Origin of the sequence: Dyella jiangningensis, from assembly GCF_003264855.1 — a bacterium.
Lineage (GTDB): Bacteria > Pseudomonadota > Gammaproteobacteria > Xanthomonadales > Rhodanobacteraceae > Dyella > Dyella jiangningensis_C.
In genome coordinates this window covers 503504-527630 of the sequence record NZ_NFZS01000004.1, presented here as the reverse complement: position 1 = coordinate 527630, position 24127 = coordinate 503504, and the positions used below count along the sequence as shown (strand labels likewise).

Here is a 24127-nt window from a genome sequence, read left to right as displayed (position 1 = left end):
TAATCGACGTTCCGTTCAGGTCGCGACCCTCGCGTCCGTTTTCCGACCATCAAATCCCTGCGGTAGTTGCATCGCCCATGACCATCACCATCACTCCTGCCGCCAGCGAGCGCATGCGCGCCTTCCTTGCAGGCACCCCCGGCGCCGCGGGTGTGCGTTTCGGCGTGAAGAAAACCGGCTGCTCCGGCTTCGGCTACGTAGTGGACCTGGCCCAGAGCGTGGGTGAGGGCGACGAGACGCTGAACGTCGACGGCGTGCCCCTGATCGTGGATGGCAAGAGCCTGCCGCTCATCGACGGCACCGTCATCGACTTCCAGCGCCAGGGCCTCAACGCCAGCTTCGTGTTCCACAACCCCAACGCCACGGGCGAGTGCGGCTGCGGGGAGAGTTTCACGGTCGGCTGAACGCTTCGCCGGGGCCAGGTTGCGTCGCAACGGGCGTGCCCATGGGGTAACCGCTTGCCCCAAACCCCTGAATTCCCTTACACTTCCGCTTCTGTCCACGCCCAGCAGGCTTGGACGGAACCTTGCCTCACCGCATAGGGCGGGAGGCTGCCAGGCCCCAAAAAGGCCGCATCCACAAGGAGTTATCCACCAATGTCCCTGCGACATTACGAAGTCGTGTTCCTGGTCCACCCTGACCAGAGCGAGCAGGTCCCGGCGATGATCGAGCGCTACAAGGCGCTGATCGAGACCGACGGCGGCAAGATCCACCGCCTGGAAGACTGGGGCCGCCGCCAGCTGGCTTACCCGATCGTGAACCTGGCCAAGGCTCACTACGTCATGCTCAACATCGAAGTGAGCCAGAACGTGCTGAACGAGCTGGAGTCGGGCTTCCGCTTCAACGACGCCGTCCTGCGCCACCTGGTCATCAAGCGTGACGCTGCCGACACCGAGCAGTCCTTCATCCTGAAGTCCAAGGAAAAGGATGACGCCAAGTCCTCGCGCCGCCGCGACGACGAAGCCCGTGACGACAACGATCGCGACAGCGACGACTGATCAGGAGCACTAAGCCATGTCCAAGTTCTTCCGCCGCCGCAAGTTCTGCCGCTTCACGGCTGAAAACGTGAAGGAGATCGATTACAAGGATCTCAACACGCTGCGCCAGTACGTGACCGAGAACGGCAAGATCGTGCCGAGCCGCATCACCGGCACCAAGGCCCGCTACCAGCGTCAGCTGGCGACCGCCATCAAGCGCGCCCGCTTCCTGGCCCTGCTGCCGTACACGGACAACCACGACGTCTAAGTCGTGACTTTGCTTCCTCTCCCCTGTGGGGAGAGGACTGAGGTGAGGGGTGGGTGCTCGCGGTAGAGCATGCCAAGCGAGCTTCGATCCAAGATGCTCGCAAGGTTGGCCCCTCATCCCGGCCTTCTCCCCGCAGGGGAGAAGGAGTGGAAAACCAACTTCGGACAACCGTCCACGGCTGCGCCGGGCCACACCGGTGCTAACGAAAAGGAACCACCATGGAACTGATTCTTCTCGAGAAAGTCCGCAACCTCGGCAACCTGGGCGACAAGGTCAAGGTCAAGCCGGGTTACGGCCGCAACTACCTCCTGCCGCAGGGCAAGGCCGTGCCGGTCACCGCCGCCAACCTCGAAGCCTTCGAGAAGCGCCGCGCCGAGTACGAAGCCAAGGCTGCCTCGCAGCTGTCCGGCGCCGAAGGCCGCAAGGCCAAGCTGGAAGGCGTTGAGGTGACCCTCACCGTCAATGCCAGCCCGGAAGGCAAGCTGTACGGCTCGGTCGGTCCGCGCGAAATCTCCGAAGCCCTGCAGGCTGCCGGTCACGACGTGCACAAGAACGAAGTGATCCAGGGCGAAGGCCCGATCCGCCACACCGGCGAGTTCGAAGCCGTGATCGCGCTGCACGCCGACGTGCAGACCCAGGTCAAGGTGATCGTGGTCGGCGAAAAGTAAGCCGATCCATCGCTTGCGATACCCAGACGGGCGCCTCCGGGCGCCCGTTTGCTTTTGGTCTGGCGCCTGGCGTTGTCCACCGCCTTATCCACAGATAAACACAGCTTTTCCACAGGGTTATTGTCTCGTCGCCTGAGATGGCGCCGCGTATGCTCTGTGCCTATTGCCACGCCACCGGCGGATTGCCGTCGGTTCGCTCCGAGGAACCGCATGTCCTTCGTTTCCGACCGTTCCGACGAACCCGGCCGCCGGCGGCGCTCCGAGCGCAAGCCGATGTCCAGCGTTGATGCGTTGCGCGTGCCACCGCATTCGATCGATGCGGAACAGGCCGTGCTGGGCGGCCTCATGCTCTCGCCCGATTCGCTGGACAAGGTGGCCGACCGCCTGAGCGAACAGGATTTCTACCGCAAGGATCACCGCCTGATCTGGCGCGCCATCACCGAGCTAGCGGGCAAGGGCATGCCTTGCGATGCGGTGACCCTGGGCGACTGGTTCGAAGCGAACGGGCTGGCCGAGATGGTCGGCGGCGCCGCTTACTTGATCGAGCTGGCCAACACCACCCCGAGCGCGGCGAACATCGGCGCCTACGCGGAAATCGTGCGCGAGAAGTCGGTGCTGCGCCAGCTCATCGATGCCGGCGTGGGTATCACCGAGGACGGTTATCAACCTGATGGCATGGGTGTGCAGGAGGTGCTGGAGCGCGCCGAGCAGGCCGTGTTCAAGATCGCCGAGTCGGGCGCGCGCGGCAAGAAGGACACCGTGTCCATGCGCGAGGCGGTGAAGGATGCCTTCCGCATTCTCTCCGAGCGCTTCGAGAATAAGGGCCAGCTCACCGGCGTATCCACCGGCTTCACCGATCTCGATGAACTGACCTCGGGCCTGCAGCCGTCGGATCTGATCATCGTCGCGGCGCGCCCCTCGATGGGCAAGACCGCGTTCTCGGTGAACATGGCCGAAGCAGTGGCGATGCGCGGCAAGAAGGCCGTGGCGATCTTCTCGATGGAAATGTCGGCCTCGCAGTTGGCCTTCCGAATGATTTCCTCGGTGGGTCGCATCCACGCGCAGCACCTGCGCAACGGCGATCTGGCCGAAGAAGACTGGCCGCGTGTCACCAACGCGATCGCGTTGCTGTCCGAAGCGAAGATCTTCATCGATGACACGCCGGGCCTGTCGCCGGTGGAAATGCGTTCGCGCGCCCGACGCCTGCACCGCGAACATGGCGGTCTCGGACTGATCGTGATCGACTACCTGCAGCTGATGCAGGTGCCGGGCATGAAGGAAAACCGCGCGACGGAGATCTCCGAGATCTCGCGTTCGCTCAAGGGCCTGGCCAAGGAACTCAACTGTCCGGTCATCGCACTCTCGCAGTTGAACCGCTCGCTGGAGCAGCGCGCCGACAAGCGCCCGATGATGTCGGACCTTCGCGAGTCGGGCGCTATCGAGCAGGACGCGGACGTGATCATGTTCATCTACCGCGACGAGTACTACAACAAGGAATCGCCGGACAAAGGCCTGGCTGAAATCATCATCGGCAAGCAGCGTAACGGCCCGACCGATACCGTGAAGCTGACCTTCCTCGGTCACTACACGAAGTTCGAGAACTACGCGCCCGATTCCTTCGTCGGCGCTTTCGACTGAGCCGACGCGCGGCAAGCGCCGCGTGCTTTAGGCTCCATTCCGTTTCGCGAATGGCGCCTGTACCGATCGCGTCCGTATGCGTTTCGTGCACGTAAAACCCGTGGGCGGTTCACATCCGCGGGCGCACCCTCGTGTCGTCTTCACCGCAAGAGGCACAACGCATGTCGCTGATCCTTCTGCTTATCATCGTGTTGCTGTTGCTTGGCGCTCTGCCTACCTGGCCCTATAGCCGCGCATGGGGTTACGGCCCCAGCGGCGGTTTGGGGCTGATCCTGATCATCCTGATCGTTCTGCTGGTGTTGGGCGTTATCTGAGGACGCCGCCATGAACCGAGTCGTGATCCCTGCGTTGCTGGCAACCGCATGCCTGGCGTTGGGCGGTTGCGGCGGCCGCACCCACGTGGTGCAGGCCAACCATGAAACCTGCGGCAAGCAAATGACCGACTTGCAGGATGCGCTTGCCTCGGGAGCGATGACCGAGCACGAGTACAACAAGGCTCATCGCGCCGCGATGGAACGCTGCACTCGGCGCGACGACCGCGACTAGCGACCGTCGCCCCGGAAATGCCACGTCGGTGACCGCGAACCGACGCGGCCTGGGGTTAGGGTGAACCACACGAGACCGGCTGGTTCCGGACAAGGCTGCTAAGCTGGCGGCCTGTCCGGGCCGCCGGCCCTGGCTTCTTTTTCCCCACTCTTCCGTCATGCGCCGCAGCCGGCGCCAAGCAGGCATGAGCCGCACGACCGTCGCCACCATCCATCTGGGCGCCTTGCGCCACAATCTCGCCCGCATCAAGCAATTGGCGGCTCCCGCCAGGGTCATGGCCGTGGTGAAGGCCGATGCGTATGGCCATGGCTTGGAGCGTGTTGCACGAGCATTGGACGGCGACGCCGATGCCTTTGCCGTGGCGGCACTCGGGGATGGCCTGCGCTTGCGCGCGGCGGGTCATCGGCAGCGGATCGTGGTGTTGTCGGGGCCCGATCGCGCAAGCGATATCGCCGAAATGCAGCGCCTGAACCTCGATGCCGCGATTCATCACGAGGAACAGCTGCACTGGTTGAAGGCGGCGTCACCCGCACGCGGCTCGCTGCGCGTGTGGCTGAAGGTCGACAGCGGCATGCACCGCCTCGGTTTTGCACCGGAAGCGGTCGCCTTCGTGCATGCGCAGCTTGCGGCGATGCCGGGCATCGATCCGGAGATCGGCTTGCTGACGCATTTCGCCGAGTCCGAAGTTTTCGGCGGCACGGAAACGATGGCTCAGATCGCGCGTTTTGCCAAGGCAACGCAAGGATTGCGCGGCCCTCGCTCGCTCTCCAACTCGGCGGCCGTGCTCGGTTGGGCCGAGGCGAAGGGTGATTGGGTGCGTACGGGCGGCCTGCTGTACGGGTTGTCGGTAGTGGACGGCAAGTCGGGCGCGGACTTCGGTTTTCGTCCTGCGATGACGCTGAGCACGCGGCTGATCGCCATCAACCGCATCGGCCGGGGCGAACGCATTGGCTATAACGGCACCTGGACTTGCCCGGAAGACATGCCGGTTGGCGTCGCCGCGGTGGGCTATGGCGATGGCTACCCGCGCAGTGCCGTGGCTGGCACGCCAGTGCTGGTCGGTGACCGGCAGGTGCCGCTCATCGGTCGTGTCTCCATGGACCTGATCACGCTGGATCTGCGCGCTGCACCGGAAGCCGCGGTGGGCGATCGCGTCACACTGTGGGGGCCGGAACTCCCGGTGGAGGTCGTTGCGTCGCAGGCCGGCACCATCTCCTATGACCTGACCTGCGGCATGACCCGACGCGTGTTGTTCGTCGAAGACGAGTCCTGATCCGCGTCTCGCCACCTGCGATGGCGGCCGGCTAAGCTCAGCGCATCAAGCAACGTTTTTCGGGGATTCCGGATGGCCAAAGCCAAGACCGCCTATGTCTGTGCCGACTGCGGCGCCGAGCATTCCAAATGGCAGGGCCAGTGCATCGAATGCAACGCGTGGAACACGCTGAGCGAATTCGTGGTGCAGCCGTCGATCAAGTCGGTGGCTGCGGCGCGCACGACCGGCTATGCCGGCGCGGCAGCGGGTTCGCCGAAGGTCACGCCGCTCACGGCGGTGGCACTCACCGCGGAGTCGCGCACGCTCACCGGTATCGGCGAGCTCGATCGCGTGCTGGGTGGCGGCCTCGTGGATGGCTCGGTGGTGCTGATTGGCGGCGACCCGGGCATCGGCAAGTCCACGCTGTTGCTGCAAATGCTCGGCACGCTGGGCTCCCGTGTACCCAGTGTCTACGTCACGGGTGAGGAATCGCTCGCGCAGGTGGCGTCCCGCGCGCAACGCCTGGACTTGCCGTTGGGTCCATTGCACGCGCTGGCGGAAACCTGCATCGAGCGCATCATCGAGCAGGCACTGAATAGCCGCCCGCGTGTGCTGGTGATCGACTCGATCCAGACCATCTGGACAGAACTGCTTACCGCGGCGCCGGGCTCGGTGAGCCAAGTGCGCGAGTCGGCGGCCAAGCTCACGCGCTTCGCCAAGGAAACCGGCACCTCGGTGTTCCTGGTGGGCCACGTCACCAAGGAGGGTGGCATCGCCGGTCCGCGCGTGCTCGAGCACATGGTGGACGCGGTGCTGTACTTCGAAGGCGAATCCGGTAGCCGCTTCCGCGTGCTGCGCGCCTTCAAGAACCGCTTCGGTGCGGTGAACGAACTGGGCGTGTTCGCCATGTCGGAAAAGGGCCTGCGCGAAGTGCCCAATCCGTCGGCGATCTTTTTGTCTGCACACAGCGGTCCGACTTCCGGCAGCGCGGTGATGGTGACGCGCGAAGGCACGCGGCCCCTGTTGGTGGAGGTGCAGGCGCTGGTCGACCAGTCTTCCCTGGGCAATCCGCGCCGCGTGGCGCTGGGCCTGGAGCAGAATCGCCTGGCGATGTTGCTTGCCGTGCTGCACCGTCACGGCGGCGTCGCGGCGTACGACCAGGACGTGTTCGTCAATGTCGTGGGTGGCATCCGCGTGCAGGAAACCGCCGCCGACTTGCCGGTGCTGCTGGCGGTGCTGTCGTCGCTACGCGACCGCCCGTTGCCGGAGAAGACCATCGCGTTCGGTGAAGTGGGCTTGTCTGGCGAAATCCGTCCTGTGCCCAACGGTGAGGAGCGTTTGAAGGAGGCCGCACACCACGGCTTCCAGAAGGCCATCGTGCCCAAGGCGAACGCGCCGAAGAAGGGCAAGGTGGGTGAGATGGAAGTGGTGGCGGTGGAGCGCCTGTCGCAGGCGCTGGATGCGTGCCGTTAACCAGCTGCGCAGGTTCTTGATCGTTCTGTAGGAGCGCACCCAGTGCGCGAAAAGCCTACGGAGCAATGACGCCGCGGCTTTGCGGTCGCGCACTGGGTGCGCTCCTACAACGACAGGTTCGCCGCTTTATACCGGCGGTAGCGCCGCGAAATCCGGATGTTGCTCCGCCCGCTGCGAGAATGTCGCCAGCGTCGGATAGACCTTCGCGTCGATGACATCGGCCGCAACGATCTGGGTAAAACCCCATGCCACGGCAATCGATACGTCAGCCTGTGTAGGCGCGTCGCCAAACAACCAGCCCTGCACGCCGTCCAGTTCACGTTCGAGGAGATTACAGGCCGACTGCAGCTGTCCCCGTACACGCTGCAGCCAGCCGGCATCGCGCTTGTCTTCCTCGCGCTTGTGCTCGTACACGATCTGCACGCTCTTCTCGCTGGCGGCGATGGCGATGCCGATGAGGCGTGTGGCGCGCAGGCGCTGCGTGGCGTCGTCGGGCATCAGCGCCGCTTTGCGGCTGATGGATTGTGCCCAGTCGATGATCAGGCCGGACTCGGTGAGCAGCGTGCCATCGTCCAGCACCAGCGTGGGCGCTTTTACCAGCGGGTTCACCCGTTGGAACTCGTCGAAGTTGCGGAATACCGACCAGTTGCGGTGCGTGAATGGAATGCCCAGCAGTCGCAGGGAAATCGCCGTGCGGCGTACGTAGGGCGAGTCGAGCATGCCGATCAGTTCCACGAGCTTCTCCCGTCAGGAATGGAAAACCACGGTCTTGCTGCCATTGAGCAGCACACGATCATCAAGATAAAGGCGGAGTGTGCGCGCCAATACGCGCCGTTCGATGTCACGGCCGATGCGGATCAGGTCGTCGGGCGTGTCCGCGTGCGTCACGCGTTCGATGTCCTGCTCGATGATCGGGCCTTCGTCGAGATCGGTGGTCACGAAGTGGGCCGTGGCGCCGATCAGCTTGACGCCGCGCCGGTGTGCCTGGTGATACGGGCGGGCGCCCTTGAATCCCGGCAGGAACGAGTGATGGATATTGATGCAGCGGCCAGCGAGGCGATCGGCAAGCTCGCTGGAAAGCACCTGCATGTAACGTGCAAGCACGACCAGTTCGGCGCCCGATTGCTCGATCAGCGACCATAGCTGGGCTTCCTGCTGGACCTTGCTGTCGCGGTCGACCGGCAGGTAATGGAACGGAATGCCGTCGAAGTCGAGGTGGCGATAGGTCTCGATCGGATGGTTGGCCACCACGCCCACGATGTCCATCGGCAACTCGCCGATCCGCCAGCGGTACAAGGTGTCCGCGAGGCAATGATCGAACTTCGATACCAGCAGCATCACGCGCCGGCGCTGCGAGCGGTCACGCAGCGTCCACTGCATCTTCAGCGAGGGGGCAAAGCCGTCGAGCCCTGTGCGCAGGGCCTCTGGCCCATGTTGCGTGCTCTCGAATACCAGGCGCATGAAGAAGCGGCCGGTTTCGGCGTCGCCGAACTGCTGGGCTTCCACGATGTTGCATTGGTTGGCGGCCAGGTGGTTCGAGACCGCCGCCACGATGCCGGCACGATCCGGACAGGACAGCGTGAGCACGAACTGGCCGGCGGCGCTCATGGCATGCGATGCAGTATCAGCTCCAGCACCGCCTTGGTGCCGAAGAAGGCAAGCAGCAGCACGCCCATGCCGACCAGGGTGAGGTTGACGGCGCTGCGGCCGCGCCACCCGTAACGCCAGCGTCCGAACAGCAGCGCGCCGAACACGAGCCACGCGATGATCGACAACACCGTCTTGTGCACGAGGTGCTGCCCGAACAGGTTGTCGACGAACAGGATGCCGGTCAGCAGCGTGAGCGTGAGCAGCAGGAAGCCCGCGCCGATCAGTCGGAACAACAGGGTTTCAGTCAGCGTCAGCGGGGGCAGTGAGCGCAGCCATGGTCCAAACTGGCGATGGCGCAGCGCGCGCTCCTGGATGGCCAGCAGTATGGCAAGCACGGCCGCGATGGAGAGCACGCTGAAGGCCAGCAGCGCCACCGTGACATGCAGCTTGATCTGCCATTCCAGCGGTTGCGGGGCGGTGGGCGGTGCGGCGAAGGTGTCGACGGCCAGCAGCAGCGCGGACAGTGGAAAGACGATGCCGCCCAAGGCCGCCACCGGACGCCAGATGTTCACGACCAGGGTCAGCGCCGAGACGACGCAGGCCACCAGGGACAACGCCGCGAAAAAGTGCAGGTCCAGCGTGCCGCTGTGCAGGCTGAGCAGGATGGTTGCATGCGTGAGCACCGCCACAGTGGCCGCGGCCAGCGCCACGCGTTGAAGCACCGACGAGGTGTTGTGGCGCGCAAACAGCGGCCACGTGGGAAGACCCGCGGCGAGCAGGTAGTCGACGATGGCGATCAGTGCGGCGGCGGTCAGCATGGCGGGCAAGTGTGGCACAGGGTCGTCAGCGCGTGAACGGCACTTGCAGGGACGCGACGGTTTGCCCAAGGTTCGCCACGGGTACGGTCGCGTCCTTGGGGCAACCCACTTTGCCAGGGAGAAAGCGATGCGCCGGGTGAGCCTGATCGCGTGCGCGGGTTTGATGGGCTGGGCCGTCATGGCACAGGCCGCGGCGGACACGTGCATGGCGCGATCGGCCGACATCATCGACGCCTTGCGCAAAGGCGACTTTGCTGCGGCGACCCGCCATTTTGACGGGCGTGTGAAGGCCGCCGTGGATGCGCCAAGGCTCGGCGATATCTGGCAGCACATGCTGCCGACGAAGTTCGGCGCATTCGAGCGTGCGGACGCTCCCAAGGCCGGCGCGCAGGACAGCGGCACGGTCGAAACGCCTTTGCATTTCGCCCAGGGGCAGTTGGTCATGCGCGTCGCCTGCAATGGTGAAGGCGAGGTCAGTGGGTTGCGTTTTCTGCCGATGCCGTCATCCGTGTCGACGGAGGCGCTTGGAACCGGCGAGCGGCGTCTTGCCGTGTCGACGCCGCTCGGGCCGCTGCCCGGCATTCTCACTCTGCCGGCCGGCGAGGGGCCGTTTCCTGTCGTCGTGTTGGTCGCGGGCTCAGGCCCTCACGACGGCGACGAAACCATCGGTCCGAACAAGCCGTTCCGCGACATCGCGCAGGGTCTCGCGGCCGCGGGCATCGCCAGTCTTCGCTACGACAAGCGCAGCTTGACCTATGCGACGCGGATGGCGGCGACCACCGACGTGACCATCGATGACGAAGTCACCGACGACGCGCTGACGGCAACCCGGTTGGCGGGCTCGCAGCCCGGCATTGATCCGCACCGGGTGTTCGTGCTCGGGCATAGCCTGGGTGCTTACATGGCGCCACGCATCGGGCAGCGGAACCCGGGATTGGCCGGATTGGTCCTGCTGGCCGCGCCTGCACGATCGTTGCTGGACGTGCAGGCCCAGCAGGTGCGCGAGGTGGGCAAGCGACGGGGAATGAGCGACGAGCAGGTGGCCCACGGCCTGAAGGCCATCGCGGACGAGAAGCAATGGCTGGCAGAGGCGGGCGTTGGCAAGCATCCCACGGGATCGTTCGAAGGCGTGCCGCAGAGTTACCAGCTGAGCCTGCGCGACTACGACGTGGTGGCCGTAGCCAAAGGCCTGCACGTCCCGCTGCTCCTGCTCCAGGGCGGCAGCGACTTCCAGGTGTCGCCGCAGCAGGATTTCGCCCGCTGGCAAAGCGCGCTCGCGGGGCGACCGCAGGTCACGTTCCATCGATACGACGGCCTCAGCCACCTGTTCATGCCGGCAGGCAGCAGCGGCACGCCAGCGGACTACCAGGCGCCGGCGCACGTGGACGATCAGGTCATCCGGGATATCTCCAATTGGGTCAAAGCGCAGCCTCCGCGGCGCTGATCCCGTGCTGATCCACGCCTCTGCTATATTTAGTCGCTTGTCCCTGGACTCCTGTCTGCCATGTTCGAATCGCTCAGCCAACGCCTTTCCGCCACCGTCAACCGCCTGCGTGGCCGCGGTCGCCTGACCGAGGAAAACATCCGCGAATCGCTGCGGGAAGTGCGCATCGCCCTGCTGGAGGCCGACGTGGCCCTGCCGGTGGTGCAGGCGCTGATCGAGCGCGTGAAGGTGCGCGCGGTGGGCCAGGAAGTGCTCAAGAGCCTGTCGCCGGGCCAAGCCCTGGTGAAGGTGGTCAGCGACGAGCTGACCGCGCTGATGGGCACGGCCAACACCGAGCTCAACCTTGCCCAGCAGCCGCCGGCCGTGGTGCTGATGGCGGGCCTGCAGGGCGCCGGCAAGACCACCACGGTGGCCAAGCTCGCCCGCTTCCTCACCGAGCGCAAGAAGAAGAAGGTGATGGTGGTGAGCTGCGACGTGTACCGTCCGGCCGCCATCGAGCAGCTGCGCACGCTGGCCGAGCAGGTCGACGTCAAGTTCTTCCCGTCCGAGGCGGGCCAGAATCCGGTCGATATCGCCAAGAACGCGATCGCCGCGGCCCGTCGCGAAGTGGTCGACGTGTTGCTGGTCGACACGGCCGGCCGCCTGCACGTGGACGAAGCGATGATGGCGGAGATCAAGGCGCTGCACGCCGCGATCACGCCGGTCGAAACGCTGTTCGTGGTCGACTCCATGACCGGCCAGGACGCCGCCAATACCGCCAAGGCGTTTGCCGAGGCGCTGCCGCTCACCGGCGTGGTGCTGACCAAGACCGACGGCGATGCGCGCGGTGGTGCGGCGCTGTCGGTGCGCTATGTCACCGGTCGTCCGATCAAGTTCCTCGGCGCCGGCGAGAAGACCGATGCGCTGGAGCCGTTCCATCCCGATCGCGTCGCACAGCGCATCCTCGGCATGGGCGACGTGCTGTCGCTGGTCGAGGAGGTAGAGCGCAAGGTCGACCAGGAGAAGGCGCAGAAGCTCGCCGAGAAGGTCATCAAGGGCAAGCGCTTCGATCTCAACGACATGCGCGACCAGCTCGAGCAGATGACCAACATGGGCGGCCTGGCCGGCCTGATGGACAAGCTGCCCGGCGTGTCCGCGCTGCCGGAGAACGTGAAATCCAAGGTCAACGACGGCGAGATCAAGCGCATGGTCGCGATCATCCAGTCGATGACCAAGAAGGAACGTCGCCATCCGGACCTGCTCAATGGCTCGCGCCGTGCCCGCGTGGCACGCGGTTCGGGCACGCAGCCGGCCGACGTGAACCGTCTGCTCAAGCAGTACATGCAGATGGAAAAGATGATGTCCAAGCTCTCCAAGGGCGGCACCAAGGGCCTGCTGCGGCAGATGCGTGGCGCCATGAAGGGTATGGGCGGCATGGGCGGCGGTTTCCCGCCGATGCGCTGAGGCTGAACGGATCGGGCCGACATGTTCGGTCCGATCTATCTGTCAGCTCTTCCTTTTTCCCCAAAATTCATTAAAATGTCGCGTTCACCGCGCACGGCCACGTGCGTGCTGCCGGCATTCCGGCAACTCTGGAGCTTTTATTTATGGTCAAGATTCGTCTTTCGCGCGGCGGCGCCAAGGGCCGTCCGTTCTACCACATCGTTGTCACCGATCAGCGCAACAAGCGCGACGGTCGCAGCATCGAGAACGTGGGTTTCTACAATCCGGTGGCTTCGGGCAAGGACAAGCGCCTTGAGCTGAACGTCGCTCGCGTCCAGGAGTGGATTGGCAAGGGTGCGCAGCTGACCGACAAGGTCGCCTCCCTCGTCAAGGAAGCCGGCAAGCAGCAGGCTGCCTGAGCATGACGGCAGCCGGTCGGCGCGTCCTGGTGGGACGCATCGTCGGACTGTATGGCGTGCAGGGCTGGCTCAAGATCGAATCCTGGACCGAGCCCCGCACGAAGATCTTCACCTACCAACCCTGGCTGCTCACATCGGCGCCGGGTGTGGAAACGGAGATCACGGGAGTCAAAGGTCGTCCGCAAGGCAAGGGGCTCATCGCCCAGTTTCCTGAAGTGGACGATCGAGACGCAGCAGCAGCGTTGGTGGGACAGGACATCTATGTCGCCCGCGAACTGCTGCCGCCTCCCGGCAAGGATGAGTATTACTGGGTCGACCTCGAGGGTCTGGAGGTCGTCACCACGGAAGGCGTGGCACTGGGGCGGGTCAGTCATCTGTTCGCCACCGGCGCCAACGATGTCGTGGTGGTGAAGGACGGTACGCGTGAGCGGCTGATTCCTTTTATCCAGGGTTCGTATGTGCGTTCGGTGGACTTGTCCGGTGGGCGCATGGTGGTGGACTGGGATCCTGAATTCTGAGCGCGCCACGCGCCGCCACAAGGGTTGAGGATCATGCGCATCGACGTCGTCACGTTGTTTCCCGACTTCATGCGTCAGTGTGCTGCCGTGGGTGTCGTGGGACGTGCGCAGCAGCGTGAGTTGCTGCAGGTGGAAACCTGGAATCCGCGCGACTTCGCCACCGACAATTACCGTACCGTGGACGGCCGCACCTGCGGCGGCGGGCCCGGGATGGTGATGCTGATCCAGCCTTTGCGCGATGCCCTCAGGGCCGTGCGCGAGGCCGCATCGGAACCGGTGCATGTGATTTACCTCAGTCCGCAGGGAGCGCGGCTGACGCAGGGCAGGGTGGAAGCGCTGGCGAAGCTGCCGCGTATCGCCTTGCTCTGTGGGCGTTACGAGGGTGTGGACGAGCGTCTGCTGGCGCACGAGGTCGACGAGGAGATTTCCATCGGCGATTATGTGCTGTCCGGCGGCGAGCTGGGCGCGGCAGTGATCATCGACGCCGTGGGCCGCTTGCAGGACGGCGCGTTGAACGACGCGCAGTCGGCGCAGCAGGATTCGTTTTCGGACGGACTGCTGGATTGCCCGCACTATGCAAAACCGGTGCATGACGCACTGGGCGACGTACCGGACGTACTGCTCTCCGGTGACCACGCGGCGATCCGCCGTTGGCGCCTGAAGCAATCGCTGGGACGGACCTGGTTGCGGCGTCCCGACCTTTTGGCGCAGCGCGCGCTGGATGCGGAATCCCGAGCGCTGTTGGATGAATTCCGTCGCGAGCATGCTCAGCAGTCGCGGCACGACGATACGGCCCACTAAGGGCGAGAAATTAGACAGGTGTTGCCATGAACAAGATCATCGAACAGTTCGAAGCCGAGCAGATCACCCGCCAGCTGCCGGAATTCGGCCCTGGTGACACCGTGGTGGTCAACGTGAAGGTGAAGGAAGGTAACCGCGAGCGCGTCCAGGCGTTCGAGGGCGTCGTCATCGCCAAGCGCAGCCGCGGCCTGCATTCGGCCTTCACCGTGCGCAAGATCTCGCACGGGACCGGCGTGGAGCGCGTGTTCCAGGCCCACAGCCCGGCCATCGACTCGGTCGAAGTGAAGCGCAAGGGCAAGGTGCGTGGCGCCAAGCTGTACTACCTGCGCAACCTGGAAGGCAAAGCTGCCCGCATCAAGGAAGACGTTGCCGCCGTCTCGGCCGCCAAGGCCGCGAAGAAGGCTGCCGCCGCGGAGTAATCCCGGCGTCTTACCGAAATACCGAAAACCCCGCGGAGCGATCCGCGGGGTTTTTGTTTGAGCGACTGTCTGCGCCAGCTTTCTGTAGGAGCGCACCCAGTGCGCGATCGGCGTCGGCGCATGCGGCAGGCGTCATGCGCAAAAAAAGCCCGCCATAAGGCGGGCTTTCGCGGGTCAATGATTTACGCGGTCCCCTGATCGCGCACTGGGTGCGCTCCTACAAAAGGCAGCTATCAGGCCAGCCGCTGCGGCTCCTGCAGGAAGTTGCCCTGCACGAAGTCCACGCCGCAGGCGAACAGCAGCGAGGTGCTGGCGGCGTCCTCGACCCATTCGGCGATGGTCTGCTTCTTCAGTTCGCGGGCCTGGCGGCAGATCTCCGCCACCTTCTTCTGGCTTTCCTGTTGCTGAGGCAGGTCGGCCATGTAGCTGCGGTCGATCTTCAGGTAGTCCGCGTCGATATGGTTGAGCAGCTGGAACGAGTTGAGGCCGGAACCGAACTGCTCCAGCGCGAACTGGCCGCCCAGCTGCTTCCACGCCTTGATGAATTCCTGCGCGGGACGCAGCGCCGTCACCACCTTGCTCTCGGTGGTCTCGAGCACCAGCTTGCCGTTCTTCAGGGCCGCCTGCTTCAGGCGTTCGCCCAGCCAGGGCAGCAGCTGGGTGTCTTCGAGCGAGCGGGAAGTGAGCTTGACGAAGAAGGTGGTGGGAGAGCCGCTGCGGTCGCGGGCGCGCAGATGCTCGATGGTCTGGTTCAGTACCCAGCGGTCAATGGCCGGGGTGAGATTGTGCTTTTCGGCGATGGGCATGAAGAAGCCCGGCAGCACCTCGCCCTGCGGGCCGTTGAGGCGCAGCAGGATTTCGGAGAACTCGCCCTCGGCGTCCTGCAGGCTGATGGTCTGCTGGTGGTAGAGGACGAAGTCGTCCTGCGTGAGCGCCTGCTTCAGCACGCCCAGCCAGTAACGCTCGCGCTCTTCCTCGGCCTTCTCGCGCGCAGCCGGGTCGTGCAGTTCGCTGCGGTTGCCACCCTGACTCTGCGCATTGCGCAAAGACTGGCTGGCCTGGTTGAGCAGCAGCTCGGTATTGGCATTGCGCTCGCCCAGCAGGCTGCCACCGATGCTGACGGTAACCGTGAGCGAGTGGCTGCCCAGGTCGAAGATGCCGCCGGCGATGGCCTGCTGCAGGCCGGTGATCCACTGCTTGATCGCCTCGTCGTTGCGAGTGTGCAACAACACGCCGACGGTGTGTTCGGCGAGGAGGCCCGCCGTATCGTGGGCGCCGAGCTGGCCCTCCACGCGATTGGCGAAGGCGGCCAGCAGCTCGTCGGCCTTGGCCAGGCCCACGCCGCCCACGATCGCCTGCCAGTTGTCCGGTTCGATCAGCAGCAGCGACTGGCCCTTGGTGCCTTCGGTCGCCGCAGCCACCGCCTGGTCGATGCATTCGAGCATGCGGGAGCGATTGAACAGGCCGGTGACCGGATCGCGCTGCAACTGCTCGATGACGCTGGCGTCGACCTGCTGGCGGCGGAACACCACCTGCAGGCAGGGCTCGCCCTCGAACGTCGCGTGGGCGAATTCCACGCTGGCCTTGAAGCTGGTGGCGTCGGCGCGACGGGCCTGCAGCTCGATCGGCCCGGTGGGCTTCTCGCCGCGTGACAGCCCCTTCAAGGTGTTCTTGAACTCGTCGGCGTCGGTCGGGCCGATCATGTCCAGCACGGGAAGGCCGAGCAGGTCGTCGAATTCGGTGTAGCCGAAGGTGTCCAGGTAGGCCTGGTTCGCGCGCACGTGCATGCCTTCGTGCACATAGGCGATGGCGTCGGTGGAGGAATCGAGCAACGCGTCGCAGCGGCGCTCGGACTCGCGCAGTGCCGTTTCCAGGCGGCGCAGCTGGCGGCGCGTATTCAGCGCATCGAATTCGCGCTGGATCACCGCCATCAGCTGCCGGGGCTGCGAGCGCAGCGCCACGCTGCGGGCGCCATTGACGAACAGCTCGGTCACGACGGTGTTGTCCACTTGGCCGACCAGGGCGACCAGCGACAGGTCGCGGCCGTGGGCGTCGAGCATGCGCGACACCTCGCGCAGCTCCAGCGTGCCCACGGCGGGGTCGAACAGCACGATGTCCGGGCCCAGTTCGTCGAGCGCGGCGGTCACCTGATCGGCGGTGGTCGCCCGTGCCGGGCGAACGGCGATGCCGTTGTTGCGCAGCAGGCTGATGATCTGTTCCGCGTCTTCGACTGACTTTTCGATGAAAAGGATCTTGATGACCTGGTCAGTTTTCATGGGCACGTCGAGCTATCCATTGTTCGCCGCTGCTGTGGAACCTGCCGGGACAGCAGGGCGCGGGCCATTCGTGGTTTTAGCGGATTCCGCGAGTCACGGCTAGCGGAAATATTCCTGAAGTGACCTTGCCCACACTGCGGGTCGCGCACGGGCCGAGCGCATCACAGCGGGCGCTTGGACGCCTCGCCGCCTATTTCGCGCACCAGTTTGGGCACGAGGTAGCCGGGCAGGCGATGGCGGACGGCTTCGACCAGGGCGAGGGCGCGGGCGTCGTCCACTTCGAAATGGGCCGCTCCCTGCACCCGGTCAAGCTGGTGCAGGTAGTAGGGCAGCACGCCAGCGGCGAACAAGCGCTCGGACAGCGCGGCCAGCGCGTCGGCCTCGTCATTGACGCCGCGTAGCAGTACCGACTGGTTGAGCAGCGTGACGCCGGCCTCACGCAAGCGGGCGCAGGCGGCATCGACGGACGCATCGAACTCGTTGGCGTGATTGGCGTGCAGCACGACCACCTTCTGCAGTGGCAGCCTGGCGAGCCAGTCGATCAGGGCATCGTCGATACGCTCGGGGAGCACCACCGGCAGGCGGGTATGGATGCGCAGGCGTGTGACATGGGGAATGGCCTCCAGTCCGCGGCTCAGCTCCTCCAGCTTGGCGGTGGTCAACGACAAGGGATCGCCGCCGGAGAGGATCAGCTCGCTGATCGAGGCGTCCTGTTGCACATGGTCCAGCGCCTTGCGCCACTGGCCCGCGGCGGCCATCTCGTCGCCGTAGGGGAAGTGGCGGCGGAAGCAGTAGCGACAGTTGATGGCGCAGCTGCCGCTGGCGATCAGCAGCGCGCGACCTTCGTACTTGTGCAGCACGCCCTGGGCCGAGCGGGCGGCCATGTCGCCCACCGCGTCGGTGCTGAAGCCCGAGGCGAGCAGGGTTTCGGCCAACTGGGGCAGCACCTGCAGCAACAGGGGGTCATGGGCATCGCCCTGCCGCATGCGGGCCACGAAGCCGCGCGGAACGCGCACGCTGAAGCCGGCGTCGCCCGCGGGCAGCCTATCGGCCAGGTGTTCCAGGCCCACCAGCGTCAGCAGGTCACGGGGATCCGTGACGGCCTCGCGCCATAGCGTGCGCCAGTCGGAACCGGGCGGAGATAGGCGGGCGGCGTGGCTTGCGGTTATCATAGTGGGTCTTGAAGCGGGCCGCTGGCCCCGGAAACCCCCTATTCTAGCCGCCTGTGGGCGGCGCTACATCTGGAGCAGAGCGCATGGCCACCGCCGGTCTTAACGACGTCAAGAAGGGTATGAAGATCCTTCACAACAATGACCCCTGGGTCATTACCGACGCCGACTTCATCAAGCCGGGCAAGGGTCAGGCGTTCACCCGCATCTTCATCCGCAATCTGAAGAACGGCCGCACCACCGAGCAGACCATGAAGTCCAGCGACAGCTTCGAAGTCGCCGACGTCGTGGATACCGACATGCAGTACCTGTATTCGGACGGCGAGTTCTGGCACTTCATGCACCAGGAGAGCTTCGAGCAGCACCAGGCCGGCAAGGCTGGCATGGGCGATGCCGTGAAGTGGCTCAAGGGTGAGGAAGAGTGCGTGGTCACGCTGTTCAACGGCGAGATCATCGCCGTGCAGGCGCCGAACTTCGTCGAGCTGAAGATCACCGAGACCGACCCCGGCCTGCGTGGTGACACCTCCGGCGGCGGCGGCAAGCCGGCCACGCTGGAAACCGGTGCCGTGGTGCGCGTGCCGCTGTTCGTGACCACCGACGAAGTGATCAAGGTCGACACCCGCACGGGCGAATACGTCAGCCGCGTCGGCAAGTGACGCTTTGGCCCGCGCGCTTGCGCGCGGTCTGCCAATGCGTCATCCCGGCGCAGCCGGACGAGCGCGCAGCGCGAAGAACGTCCGTAGGACGGCCCCGAAGGGGCGAGCGTAGCGAGTCATCCAGTGAAATATGTGGTGCGAAGCACGCATTTCTCTCTTCGCACGATCCAACGCAAAGTCACTGGATTCCTGCCTGCGCAGGAATGACGAGCGAAAAGCGTCATGCCGTTAGGCAACCATGGGGCGGCCACCGCAAGGTGATCCGCCCCATGTCGTATCCACCATCGATAAAGCGAGCCTAAGGATGAGCCAGACCACCCCGCAATCCATCGACCTGTTGATCGAGGCCCGCTGGGTCGTGCCCGTGGAACCCCATGGCGTCGTACTGGAGCATCACGCCGTTGCGGTGGACAAGGGTGTCATCGTGGCGTTGCTGCCAATCAACGATGCACGCACCGCCTATGCACCTCGCGAACGTGCCGAACTGGGTGAGCATGTGCTGATTCCCGGCCTGGTCAACACGCACACGCACAACCCGATGACCTTGCTACGCGGCCTGGCGGATGACCTGCCGCTGATGGTGTGGCTGCAGAAGCACATCTGGCCGGTGGAAGGCCAGGTGATCGGCCACGAGTTCGTGCGCGATGGCGTGGAACTGGCAGTGGCCGAGATGATCCGTGGCGGCACCACCTGCGCCAACGAAAACTATTTCTTCCCCGATGTCATCGGTGCCACCTACAAGCGCATGGGTTTTCGCGCGGTGGTCGGTCTGCCGGTGATCGAATTCCCCACCGCGTGGGCGAAGACGCAGGACGAGTATTTCGACCGTGCCATCGAAGTGCACGACAGCTTCCTCGGCGACGCGCTGATCGGCACCTCGTTCGCGCCGCACGCGCCGTACACGGTGTCGGACGAAAGTTTCGAGCGCATCCGCGTGCTTTCCGACCAGCTCGACATCCAGGTGCACCTGCATACGCATGAAACCGCACACGAGGTGGAAGAGGAAAAGGCCAAGAGCGGCCTGCGTCCGTTCCAGCGCCTGCAGAAGCTCGGCATCGTCAACGATCGCCTGATCGCCGTGCACATGACGCAGATGACCGACGCGGAAATTGCGGCCTGCGCGGAAGCGGGCGTGTCGGTCGTGCATTGCCCCGAATCCAACCTCAAGCTTGCTTCCGGTTTCTGTCCGGCGGAAAAGCTGCGCCAGGCCGGCGTGAACGTCGCTATCGGCACCGATGGCTGCGCGTCCAATAATGACCTGGACATGTTTGGCGAGATGCGCACGGCGGCGCTGCTGGCCAAGGCAGTGGCGAACGACGCCGCGGCCTTCGATGCCGCGTATGCCCTGCGTGCAGCGACGCTCAACGGCGCGCGTGCCATGGGCCTGGACGACAGGATCGGTTCCATCGAAGCCGGCAAGCAGGCCGACGTCGCGGCCATCCGGCTTTCCGATCTCGAAACGCAGCCCTTGTTCCACATCGCATCGCAGCTGGCCTATGCGACGGGGCGTCATCAGGTCACCGACGTGTGGATCCATGGCGTGCGCAAGCTCGCGGGGCGGGTGCTCACCGACATCGACACCGACGCCGTGCTGGCGAAGACGCATGCGTGGCGCGAGCGCATCGCGGCAATCGACGCGGGCTGAGGTGGCGACATGAACCGTTACCTCGTGATGGCGATGCGCCGCGCGAACTTCGATCCGGCGATGGTGCAGCCGCATCTGGATTTCCTGCAGGGGCTGCGTACGGGCGGCGTGCTGGAACTGTCGGGCGGCTTCAGCGACAAGTCCGGTGGTGCCTACCTCATGCGTGCGCAAAGCATGGACGAAGCGCTTTCGATCGCCCACCAGGACCCCGCATACACCAGCGGCGGCTGGGAAATCACGGTCTACGAATGGCAGGCGCGCTAAGCTCCGCCACCAGCCTTTGAGGATGCAACCGATGCAAGCAGCTGCGAATGTCAGCCCCGAGGAAATCGCCCGTTTCGGCAAGCTCGCCGCGCGCTGGTGGGATCCGGATGGCGAGTCCCGTCCGTTGCATGATCTCAACCCCGTGCGCGCTGCCTACGTGGCGGCACGCGTGAACTTGCCGGGTGCGCGCGTGGCCGACGTGGGCTGCGGCGGCGGACTGCTCAGCGAAGCGCTGGCGAAGGCGGGCGCGCATGTGACTGGCATCGACATGGGCGAGAAGGTGATCGAGATCGCGCAGCTGCATCTGCACGAAACCCGGCTGGAAACGCCGGACCTCCGCATCGATTATCGCGTGCAATCGTCGGCCGAGCTCGCATCTTCCGAACCGGAGAGCTTCGATGCCGTGTGCTGCATGGAACTCATCGAGCACGTGCCCGATCCCGAGGCGCTGGTCAACGACCTGGCGCGCATGGTGAAACCAGGTGGCGTAGTGGTGATGTCCACGCTCAACCGCACGCCGGCCGCGTTTGGCGCGGCCATCCTTGGTGCCGAATACCTCATGCGCATGCTGCCGCGCGGCACGCATCACTATGCGCAGTTCCTCAAGCCCTCCGAACTGGGGCGCCTGATGCGCCACGCCGGGCTCGAAGTCGAAGACGTTTCCGGTCTGGGCTACAACCCGATCAACCGCAAGGCGTGGATCAGCCGCTTCACGTCGGTGAACTATCTGATCAGCGCCCGTCCCGCAGGGACTCCCTTCGACCGCAAACCCGCATGAAGCCGTTTCCCCAAGACATCCAGGGCGTGCTGTTCGATCTCGATGGCACGTTGCTCGACAGCGCTACTGACCTCTACATCGCACTGAAAATGCAGTGCGAGGAAATGCAGGTGCCGGCGCCGCCCTTTGAAAGGGTGCGTGAAGTCGTGTCCCGTGGCTCGCGCGCCATCCTGCGTTGTGCGTTTCCCGACTTCGACGACGAAGCGCTCCTTCCGCTGCTGCCCCGCTACCTGGAGCTTTACCAGGCGGTGATGGCCGAGCACACGCACCCGTTCGACGGTGTCGATGAACTGCTCACCGTTTTGGAGGCCCAGGGCATCGCATGGGGCATCGTCACCAACAAGCCGGGCTTTCTTACCGACGACCTGGTGACGCGCATCGGGTGGGCCGATCGCGCGGTCGCCGTGGTATCCGGCGATACCTTGCCGGTGAAGAAGCCCGACCCCGCACCGGTGCTGCTCGCCTGCGAGCGTGCTGGCCTCGATCCCGCGCGCTGCCTGTTCGTCGGCGATGATCGCCGCGACGTCTTGGCTGGCGGCGCGGCTGGCGCCTATACCGTTGCGGTGCGTTGGGGTTATCTCGATGGCGGCGACCCGGCACAGTGGGGCGCCGACCTCGTAATCGATCATCCGGCTGACCTGACCGCGCGCTTGCGGGTGACGGCGTGAGCGATACCGCTCTGCAGAGCTACATTGACAAGTGGTTGGCGGTGCAGCCTCAGCAGCGCGTCGCGTTGGCTTTCGTTGATCCGAAAACCTATCCCGGCCACATTGCGTTGGCGGCACTCGAGCAGGAGTGGCTGGCGGCGGCGTATGGCATCCGCGAGCCGCACGTGGCGGCGACCAAGTTGAACTGGTGGGCCGAAGAGCTCTCCGGTGCGGCGGCCAGCGGTGGGCGGCATCCGCTGACCCAGGTGCTGTTCGACGATGATCGTGCCCACGCCCTGCCGAACGAGCGCTGGCTGGCTCCGGTGCTGGCGGCGATGGCGCAGTTGGAAGAGGGCACCGCCGCCGATTTCCAGGCGCAGGTGGCCGCGAGTTCCCTGCTGCATGGTGCGATCGCCGAACTGGAAACCGCGTGGTGGTTCGGTGAGGGTGCATCTTCGGCACGCGCCGCCCGTATCGCCACCTTGTCCCATTTGTTGTTCTCGTTGTTGCGCCTGGAAGAAGACGCCGAGCGCGATCGGCTGGCACTGCCGATGGCACGCCTGGCTAGGCATGGGTTGAGTCGCAACGACCTGCGCACGGCGAGCCCTGCGCGGCACGAGGCCGTTCGCGCCCAGCTCGATGATCTTCACGCCGCGTGGCGCGAGGCCGAGCGCCTGCCAGGGCCGCTGAGTGCCTTTCGCGGGCTGGAATCACGCCATGGGCGCGGCCTCGTCGCCAAGGCGCGCAAGGCCGCCGATCCGCTGGCCGTGCTGCGCCAGGGGCAGGGCCGCCAGGGGCCGGTCGTGGCGTGGCAGGCCTGGCAGGCCGCGCGGGCGTGGCGAAAGCTGGTCGACTGAGACGCTGCGTTTCTCCCGCGCCACTATTGCGAGCGCGCAAGCTTGCCCCAAGATTGATGGGCCACGGCGCCCAGACGCCTGCCGGATCACAGGATTCACCATGTATACCGAGGAAAACACTGCCCGCCTGATGCCCGACGTGGCCGTCCATGCCCAGCCGCACCTGGCGGGCGAGCTGGATTGGGTGGGCATGGATGGCATCGAGGTGCCCGTGCGCTTCGATGCCGGCGACGGCGACGTCCAGCGCGCGAGTGCGCGCGTCGGCGCCTTCGTCAATCTGCGCCGCCCCGACAAGCGCGGCATCCATATGTCCCGTCTGTACCTGCAGGTGGAGCAGGCGCTGAGCACGCAGACGCTGAGTGCTTCGTCATTGCGCGAGCTGCTGCAAGGCTTCCTCGATTCGCACAAGGACCTTTCCGATCGGGCGTGCCTGAGCATCCGCTTCGAGCATCTCGTGCGGCGCCCTGCCTTGCGCAGCGGCAACAGCGGCTGGCGCGCTTACCCGGTCTCCATCGAGGCCAGCTTGGTGGGTGATCAGTTCCTGCTCGAACTGGGCACCGAGGTGGTCTATTCCTCGACCTGTCCCGCATCCGCGGCGCTCTCGCGCCAACTGATCCAGGAACAGTTCTCAAAGGATTTCGACGCGGCCGAGCCGGTCGATCATGCCGCCGTGCTCGCATGGCTGGGCAGCGAAAAGGGCATCGTCGCCACCCCGCATGCGCAACGCAGCGTCGCCCGCCTGCGCGTGCGCCCCACCGAAGGCGCCAAGTTCGATCTCATCAGCCTGATCGATCGCACGGAACACGCACTGGGCACGCCGGTACAGACGGCGGTGAAGCGCGAGGACGAGCAAGCCTTTGCGCTCGCCAATGGCGGCAACCTGATGTTCTGCGAGGACGCTGCGCGTCGCATCCAGAAGGCCCTTGATGTCGATGCAACGCTCAGCGATTTCCACATCCGCGTCGAGCACCAGGAAAGCCTGCACCCGCATGATGCCGTGGCGTATGCCAGCAAGGGCGTCGAAGGTGGTTACGCAGGCAAGGGCTGCGCCTGAGCCGGCATGGATTGCCGCCTGCTAGCATCCGTTGAGCCTCGCCGGGCTGTCCAGGAGATCCGCATGCTGTCCCGCTTTCCATTGCTGGCCATCGCCGTCGTCGCGCTCGCTGGCTGTTCGATGTTCTCCCACCACGGCGAGCACAAGTCGGCGACCCCCGCGGCGGCCGCGCCTGCGCATCAATCGCTGATGAAATCGCTCACGGGCGACATCCGCTACGAGCTGCCGCAACCGTTGCCGGCTGATGCCTATCTCCTGGTGACCCTGGCCGACGTGAGCCGACAGGATGCTCCCGCCCGCACGGTATCCGAAGAACGCATCCAGCCGGTCGGCGCATCGCCGGTGGATTTCCTGATCAGCTATGACCCGTCGGATCTGCGCGATGGCGTGGATTTCGCCATCAACGTGCGCCTGCAGCAGGGCGACAAGCTGCTGGCGATCAACGACACGCGCACGAGCGTGCTGGGTCGATCGGGCGAGAACGGGCCGGTGAGCATCACGCTCAAAGCCGTGCCGTAAGGTTGCCTA

28 protein-coding genes are annotated in these 24127 nt (G+C 65.2%); 23 read left to right on the top strand and 5 right to left on the bottom strand.

Going from position 1 to position 24127, the window contains the following annotated elements:
* The first annotated feature begins 77 nt into the window (after positions 1 to 77).
* The 9 genes from CA260_RS15045 (at position 78) to radA (ending at position 6822) form a co-directional block, all read left to right on the top strand.
* On the top strand, positions 78 to 404 hold the full coding sequence (locus tag CA260_RS15045; RefSeq protein ID WP_111983862.1) for a HesB/IscA family protein: 327 nt from the start codon (positions 78 to 80) through the stop codon (positions 402 to 404).
* A 192-nt stretch (positions 405 to 596) separates the two neighbouring features.
* A complete protein-coding gene (rpsF, locus tag CA260_RS15040; protein WP_111983861.1) occupies positions 597 to 998 on the top strand; it encodes a 30S ribosomal protein S6 in 402 nt (133 codons plus the stop codon).
* A 16-nt stretch (positions 999 to 1014) separates the two neighbouring features.
* Complete coding sequence (rpsR, locus tag CA260_RS15035; RefSeq protein ID WP_111983860.1) at positions 1015 to 1245, top strand: 30S ribosomal protein S18; 231 nt, start codon at positions 1015 to 1017, stop codon at positions 1243 to 1245.
* 218 nt (positions 1246 to 1463) lie between these two features.
* Positions 1464 to 1913 (top strand): 50S ribosomal protein L9, encoded by a 450-nt coding sequence (gene rplI / locus CA260_RS15030; RefSeq protein ID WP_111983859.1) that lies wholly within the window; start codon positions 1464 to 1466, stop codon positions 1911 to 1913.
* Positions 1914 to 2123: 210 nt separating this feature from the next.
* Positions 2124 to 3551 carry a replicative DNA helicase gene (locus CA260_RS15025; RefSeq protein ID WP_111983858.1) on the top strand — a complete coding sequence of 476 codons (1428 nt, stop codon included), beginning with the start codon at positions 2124 to 2126 and terminating at the stop codon, positions 3549 to 3551.
* 161 nt (positions 3552 to 3712) lie between these two features.
* Positions 3713 to 3865 carry a DUF3309 family protein gene (locus CA260_RS15020; RefSeq protein ID WP_038616052.1) on the top strand — a complete coding sequence of 51 codons (153 nt, stop codon included), beginning with the start codon at positions 3713 to 3715 and terminating at the stop codon, positions 3863 to 3865.
* Positions 3866 to 3875: 10 nt separating this feature from the next.
* On the top strand, positions 3876 to 4097 hold the full coding sequence (locus tag CA260_RS15015) for a hypothetical protein (protein ID WP_146745358.1): 222 nt from the start codon (positions 3876 to 3878) through the stop codon (positions 4095 to 4097).
* A 184-nt stretch (positions 4098 to 4281) separates the two neighbouring features.
* Positions 4282 to 5370 (top strand): alanine racemase, encoded by a 1089-nt coding sequence (gene alr, locus CA260_RS15010; RefSeq protein WP_111983856.1) that lies wholly within the window; start codon positions 4282 to 4284, stop codon positions 5368 to 5370.
* 72 nt (positions 5371 to 5442) lie between these two features.
* Entirely contained in the window at positions 5443 to 6822 is a 1380-nt protein-coding gene (gene radA, locus CA260_RS15005) for a DNA repair protein RadA (RefSeq protein ID WP_111983855.1), read from the top strand.
* A 126-nt stretch (positions 6823 to 6948) separates the two neighbouring features.
* Here the strand turns inward: radA and CA260_RS15000 are convergent, their stop codons facing one another.
* From CA260_RS15000 to CA260_RS14990, 3 genes are read right to left on the bottom strand one after another with little or no spacing between them, the layout of a single operon-like run.
* Entirely contained in the window at positions 6949 to 7557 is a 609-nt protein-coding gene (locus tag CA260_RS15000) for a glutathione S-transferase family protein (RefSeq protein ID WP_111983854.1), read from the bottom strand.
* Between the two features lie 12 nt (positions 7558 to 7569).
* Entirely contained in the window at positions 7570 to 8430 is an 861-nt protein-coding gene (gene purU, locus CA260_RS14995) for a formyltetrahydrofolate deformylase (RefSeq protein ID WP_111983853.1), read from the bottom strand.
* On the bottom strand, positions 8427 to 9230 hold the full coding sequence (locus tag CA260_RS14990; RefSeq protein WP_111983852.1) for a cytochrome C assembly family protein: 804 nt from the start codon (positions 9228 to 9230) through the stop codon (positions 8427 to 8429). Before CA260_RS14990 ends, purU begins: the two co-directional genes overlap by 4 nt.
* Between CA260_RS14990 and CA260_RS14980 the strand changes: the two genes are divergently transcribed.
* The 6 genes from CA260_RS14980 (at position 9202) to rplS (ending at position 14253) form a co-directional block, all read left to right on the top strand.
* Positions 9202 to 10674: an alpha/beta hydrolase gene (locus CA260_RS14980; RefSeq protein ID WP_146745357.1), complete on the top strand. Its 1473-nt coding sequence runs from the start codon at positions 9202 to 9204 to the stop codon at positions 10672 to 10674. The genes CA260_RS14990 and CA260_RS14980 overlap by 29 nt on opposite strands.
* A gap of 60 nt (positions 10675 to 10734) precedes the next feature.
* A complete protein-coding gene (gene ffh / locus CA260_RS14975; RefSeq protein ID WP_111983850.1) occupies positions 10735 to 12117 on the top strand; it encodes a signal recognition particle protein in 1383 nt (460 codons plus the stop codon).
* Positions 12118 to 12260: 143 nt separating this feature from the next.
* On the top strand, positions 12261 to 12515 hold the full coding sequence (gene rpsP / locus CA260_RS14970) for a 30S ribosomal protein S16 (protein ID WP_038616072.1): 255 nt from the start codon (positions 12261 to 12263) through the stop codon (positions 12513 to 12515).
* Positions 12516 to 12517: 2 nt separating this feature from the next.
* Complete coding sequence (rimM, locus tag CA260_RS14965) at positions 12518 to 13033, top strand: ribosome maturation factor RimM (RefSeq protein ID WP_111983849.1); 516 nt, start codon at positions 12518 to 12520, stop codon at positions 13031 to 13033.
* A gap of 33 nt (positions 13034 to 13066) precedes the next feature.
* The gene (trmD, locus tag CA260_RS14960; RefSeq protein ID WP_111983848.1) at positions 13067 to 13834 is read left to right on the top strand and encodes a tRNA (guanosine(37)-N1)-methyltransferase TrmD; all 768 of its coding nucleotides are present in this window, start codon (positions 13067 to 13069) and stop codon (positions 13832 to 13834) included.
* A 26-nt stretch (positions 13835 to 13860) separates the two neighbouring features.
* Positions 13861 to 14253 (top strand): 50S ribosomal protein L19, encoded by a 393-nt coding sequence (gene rplS, locus CA260_RS14955; RefSeq protein ID WP_038616079.1) that lies wholly within the window; start codon positions 13861 to 13863, stop codon positions 14251 to 14253.
* A gap of 233 nt (positions 14254 to 14486) precedes the next feature.
* Here rplS and CA260_RS14950 read toward each other — a convergent pair whose 3' ends face one another.
* Together CA260_RS14950 and epmB are read right to left on the bottom strand one after the other, a co-directional pair.
* Positions 14487 to 16529 (bottom strand): EAL domain-containing response regulator, encoded by a 2043-nt coding sequence (locus CA260_RS14950; RefSeq protein WP_111983847.1) that lies wholly within the window; start codon positions 16527 to 16529, stop codon positions 14487 to 14489.
* A gap of 161 nt (positions 16530 to 16690) precedes the next feature.
* Entirely contained in the window at positions 16691 to 17701 is a 1011-nt protein-coding gene (gene epmB / locus CA260_RS14945; protein ID WP_111983846.1) for an EF-P beta-lysylation protein EpmB, read from the bottom strand.
* 83 nt (positions 17702 to 17784) lie between these two features.
* Here epmB and efp point away from each other — a divergent pair, with 83 nt between their 5' ends.
* The 8 genes from efp (at position 17785) to CA260_RS14905 (ending at position 24118) form a co-directional block, all read left to right on the top strand.
* Entirely contained in the window at positions 17785 to 18354 is a 570-nt protein-coding gene (efp, locus tag CA260_RS14940) for an elongation factor P (RefSeq protein WP_111983845.1), read from the top strand.
* Between the two features lie 304 nt (positions 18355 to 18658).
* Positions 18659 to 19999 (top strand): TRZ/ATZ family hydrolase, encoded by a 1341-nt coding sequence (locus CA260_RS14935; protein WP_111983844.1) that lies wholly within the window; start codon positions 18659 to 18661, stop codon positions 19997 to 19999.
* A 9-nt stretch (positions 20000 to 20008) separates the two neighbouring features.
* Positions 20009 to 20263: a YciI family protein gene (locus CA260_RS14930; protein ID WP_111983843.1), complete on the top strand. Its 255-nt coding sequence runs from the start codon at positions 20009 to 20011 to the stop codon at positions 20261 to 20263.
* A gap of 31 nt (positions 20264 to 20294) precedes the next feature.
* A complete protein-coding gene (gene ubiG, locus CA260_RS14925) occupies positions 20295 to 21041 on the top strand; it encodes a bifunctional 2-polyprenyl-6-hydroxyphenol methylase/3-demethylubiquinol 3-O-methyltransferase UbiG (protein WP_111983842.1) in 747 nt (248 codons plus the stop codon).
* Positions 21038 to 21709 carry an HAD-IA family hydrolase gene (locus CA260_RS14920; RefSeq protein ID WP_111983841.1) on the top strand — a complete coding sequence of 224 codons (672 nt, stop codon included), beginning with the start codon at positions 21038 to 21040 and terminating at the stop codon, positions 21707 to 21709. The genes ubiG and CA260_RS14920 overlap by 4 nt, the downstream gene beginning before the upstream one ends.
* Entirely contained in the window at positions 21706 to 22545 is an 840-nt protein-coding gene (locus CA260_RS14915) for a squalene/phytoene synthase family protein (protein ID WP_111983840.1), read from the top strand. The genes CA260_RS14920 and CA260_RS14915 overlap by 4 nt, the downstream gene beginning before the upstream one ends.
* 100 nt (positions 22546 to 22645) lie before the next feature.
* Positions 22646 to 23599, top strand: a complete 954-nt coding sequence (gene folE2 / locus CA260_RS14910; protein ID WP_111983839.1) for a GTP cyclohydrolase FolE2 — start codon at positions 22646 to 22648, stop codon at positions 23597 to 23599.
* A 63-nt stretch (positions 23600 to 23662) separates the two neighbouring features.
* Positions 23663 to 24118, top strand: coding sequence for a YbaY family lipoprotein (locus tag CA260_RS14905; RefSeq protein WP_172461865.1), 456 nt, complete (start codon positions 23663 to 23665; stop codon positions 24116 to 24118).
* Positions 24119 to 24127 lie beyond the last annotated feature (9 nt).

Bases quoted from the DNA above. Each gene is read 5' to 3' on its own strand.
- CA260_RS15045 (WP_111983862.1), top strand. From the start codon at position 78: ATGACCATCACCATCACTCCTGCCGCCAGCGAGCGCATGCGCGCCTTC.
- rpsF (WP_111983861.1), top strand. From the start codon at position 597: ATGTCCCTGCGACATTACGAAGTCGTGTTCCTGGTCCACCCTGACCAG.
- rpsR (WP_111983860.1), top strand. From the start codon at position 1,015: ATGTCCAAGTTCTTCCGCCGCCGCAAGTTCTGCCGCTTCACGGCTGAA.
- rplI (WP_111983859.1), top strand. From the start codon at position 1,464: ATGGAACTGATTCTTCTCGAGAAAGTCCGCAACCTCGGCAACCTGGGC.
- CA260_RS15025 (WP_111983858.1), top strand. From the start codon at position 2,124: ATGTCCTTCGTTTCCGACCGTTCCGACGAACCCGGCCGCCGGCGGCGC.
- CA260_RS15020 (WP_038616052.1), top strand. From the start codon at position 3,713: ATGTCGCTGATCCTTCTGCTTATCATCGTGTTGCTGTTGCTTGGCGCT.
- CA260_RS15015 (WP_146745358.1), top strand. From the start codon at position 3,876: ATGAACCGAGTCGTGATCCCTGCGTTGCTGGCAACCGCATGCCTGGCG.
- alr (WP_111983856.1), top strand. From the start codon at position 4,282: ATGAGCCGCACGACCGTCGCCACCATCCATCTGGGCGCCTTGCGCCAC.
- radA (WP_111983855.1), top strand. From the start codon at position 5,443: ATGGCCAAAGCCAAGACCGCCTATGTCTGTGCCGACTGCGGCGCCGAG.
- purU (WP_111983853.1), bottom strand. From the start codon at position 8,430: ATGAGCGCCGCCGGCCAGTTCGTGCTCACGCTGTCCTGTCCGGATCGT.
- CA260_RS14980 (WP_146745357.1), top strand. From the start codon at position 9,202: ATGGCGATCAGTGCGGCGGCGGTCAGCATGGCGGGCAAGTGTGGCACA.
- CA260_RS14990 (WP_111983852.1), bottom strand. From the start codon at position 9,230: ATGCTGACCGCCGCCGCACTGATCGCCATCGTCGACTACCTGCTCGCC.
- ffh (WP_111983850.1), top strand. From the start codon at position 10,735: ATGTTCGAATCGCTCAGCCAACGCCTTTCCGCCACCGTCAACCGCCTG.
- rpsP (WP_038616072.1), top strand. From the start codon at position 12,261: ATGGTCAAGATTCGTCTTTCGCGCGGCGGCGCCAAGGGCCGTCCGTTC.
- rimM (WP_111983849.1), top strand. From the start codon at position 12,518: ATGACGGCAGCCGGTCGGCGCGTCCTGGTGGGACGCATCGTCGGACTG.
- trmD (WP_111983848.1), top strand. From the start codon at position 13,067: ATGCGCATCGACGTCGTCACGTTGTTTCCCGACTTCATGCGTCAGTGT.
- rplS (WP_038616079.1), top strand. From the start codon at position 13,861: ATGAACAAGATCATCGAACAGTTCGAAGCCGAGCAGATCACCCGCCAG.
- CA260_RS14950 (WP_111983847.1), bottom strand. From the start codon at position 16,529: ATGAAAACTGACCAGGTCATCAAGATCCTTTTCATCGAAAAGTCAGTC.
- epmB (WP_111983846.1), bottom strand. From the start codon at position 17,701: ATGATAACCGCAAGCCACGCCGCCCGCCTATCTCCGCCCGGTTCCGAC.
- efp (WP_111983845.1), top strand. From the start codon at position 17,785: ATGGCCACCGCCGGTCTTAACGACGTCAAGAAGGGTATGAAGATCCTT.
- CA260_RS14935 (WP_111983844.1), top strand. From the start codon at position 18,659: ATGAGCCAGACCACCCCGCAATCCATCGACCTGTTGATCGAGGCCCGC.
- CA260_RS14930 (WP_111983843.1), top strand. From the start codon at position 20,009: ATGAACCGTTACCTCGTGATGGCGATGCGCCGCGCGAACTTCGATCCG.
- ubiG (WP_111983842.1), top strand. From the start codon at position 20,295: ATGCAAGCAGCTGCGAATGTCAGCCCCGAGGAAATCGCCCGTTTCGGC.
- CA260_RS14920 (WP_111983841.1), top strand. From the start codon at position 21,038: ATGAAGCCGTTTCCCCAAGACATCCAGGGCGTGCTGTTCGATCTCGAT.
- folE2 (WP_111983839.1), top strand. From the start codon at position 22,646: ATGTATACCGAGGAAAACACTGCCCGCCTGATGCCCGACGTGGCCGTC.
- CA260_RS14905 (WP_172461865.1), top strand. From the start codon at position 23,663: ATGCTGTCCCGCTTTCCATTGCTGGCCATCGCCGTCGTCGCGCTCGCT.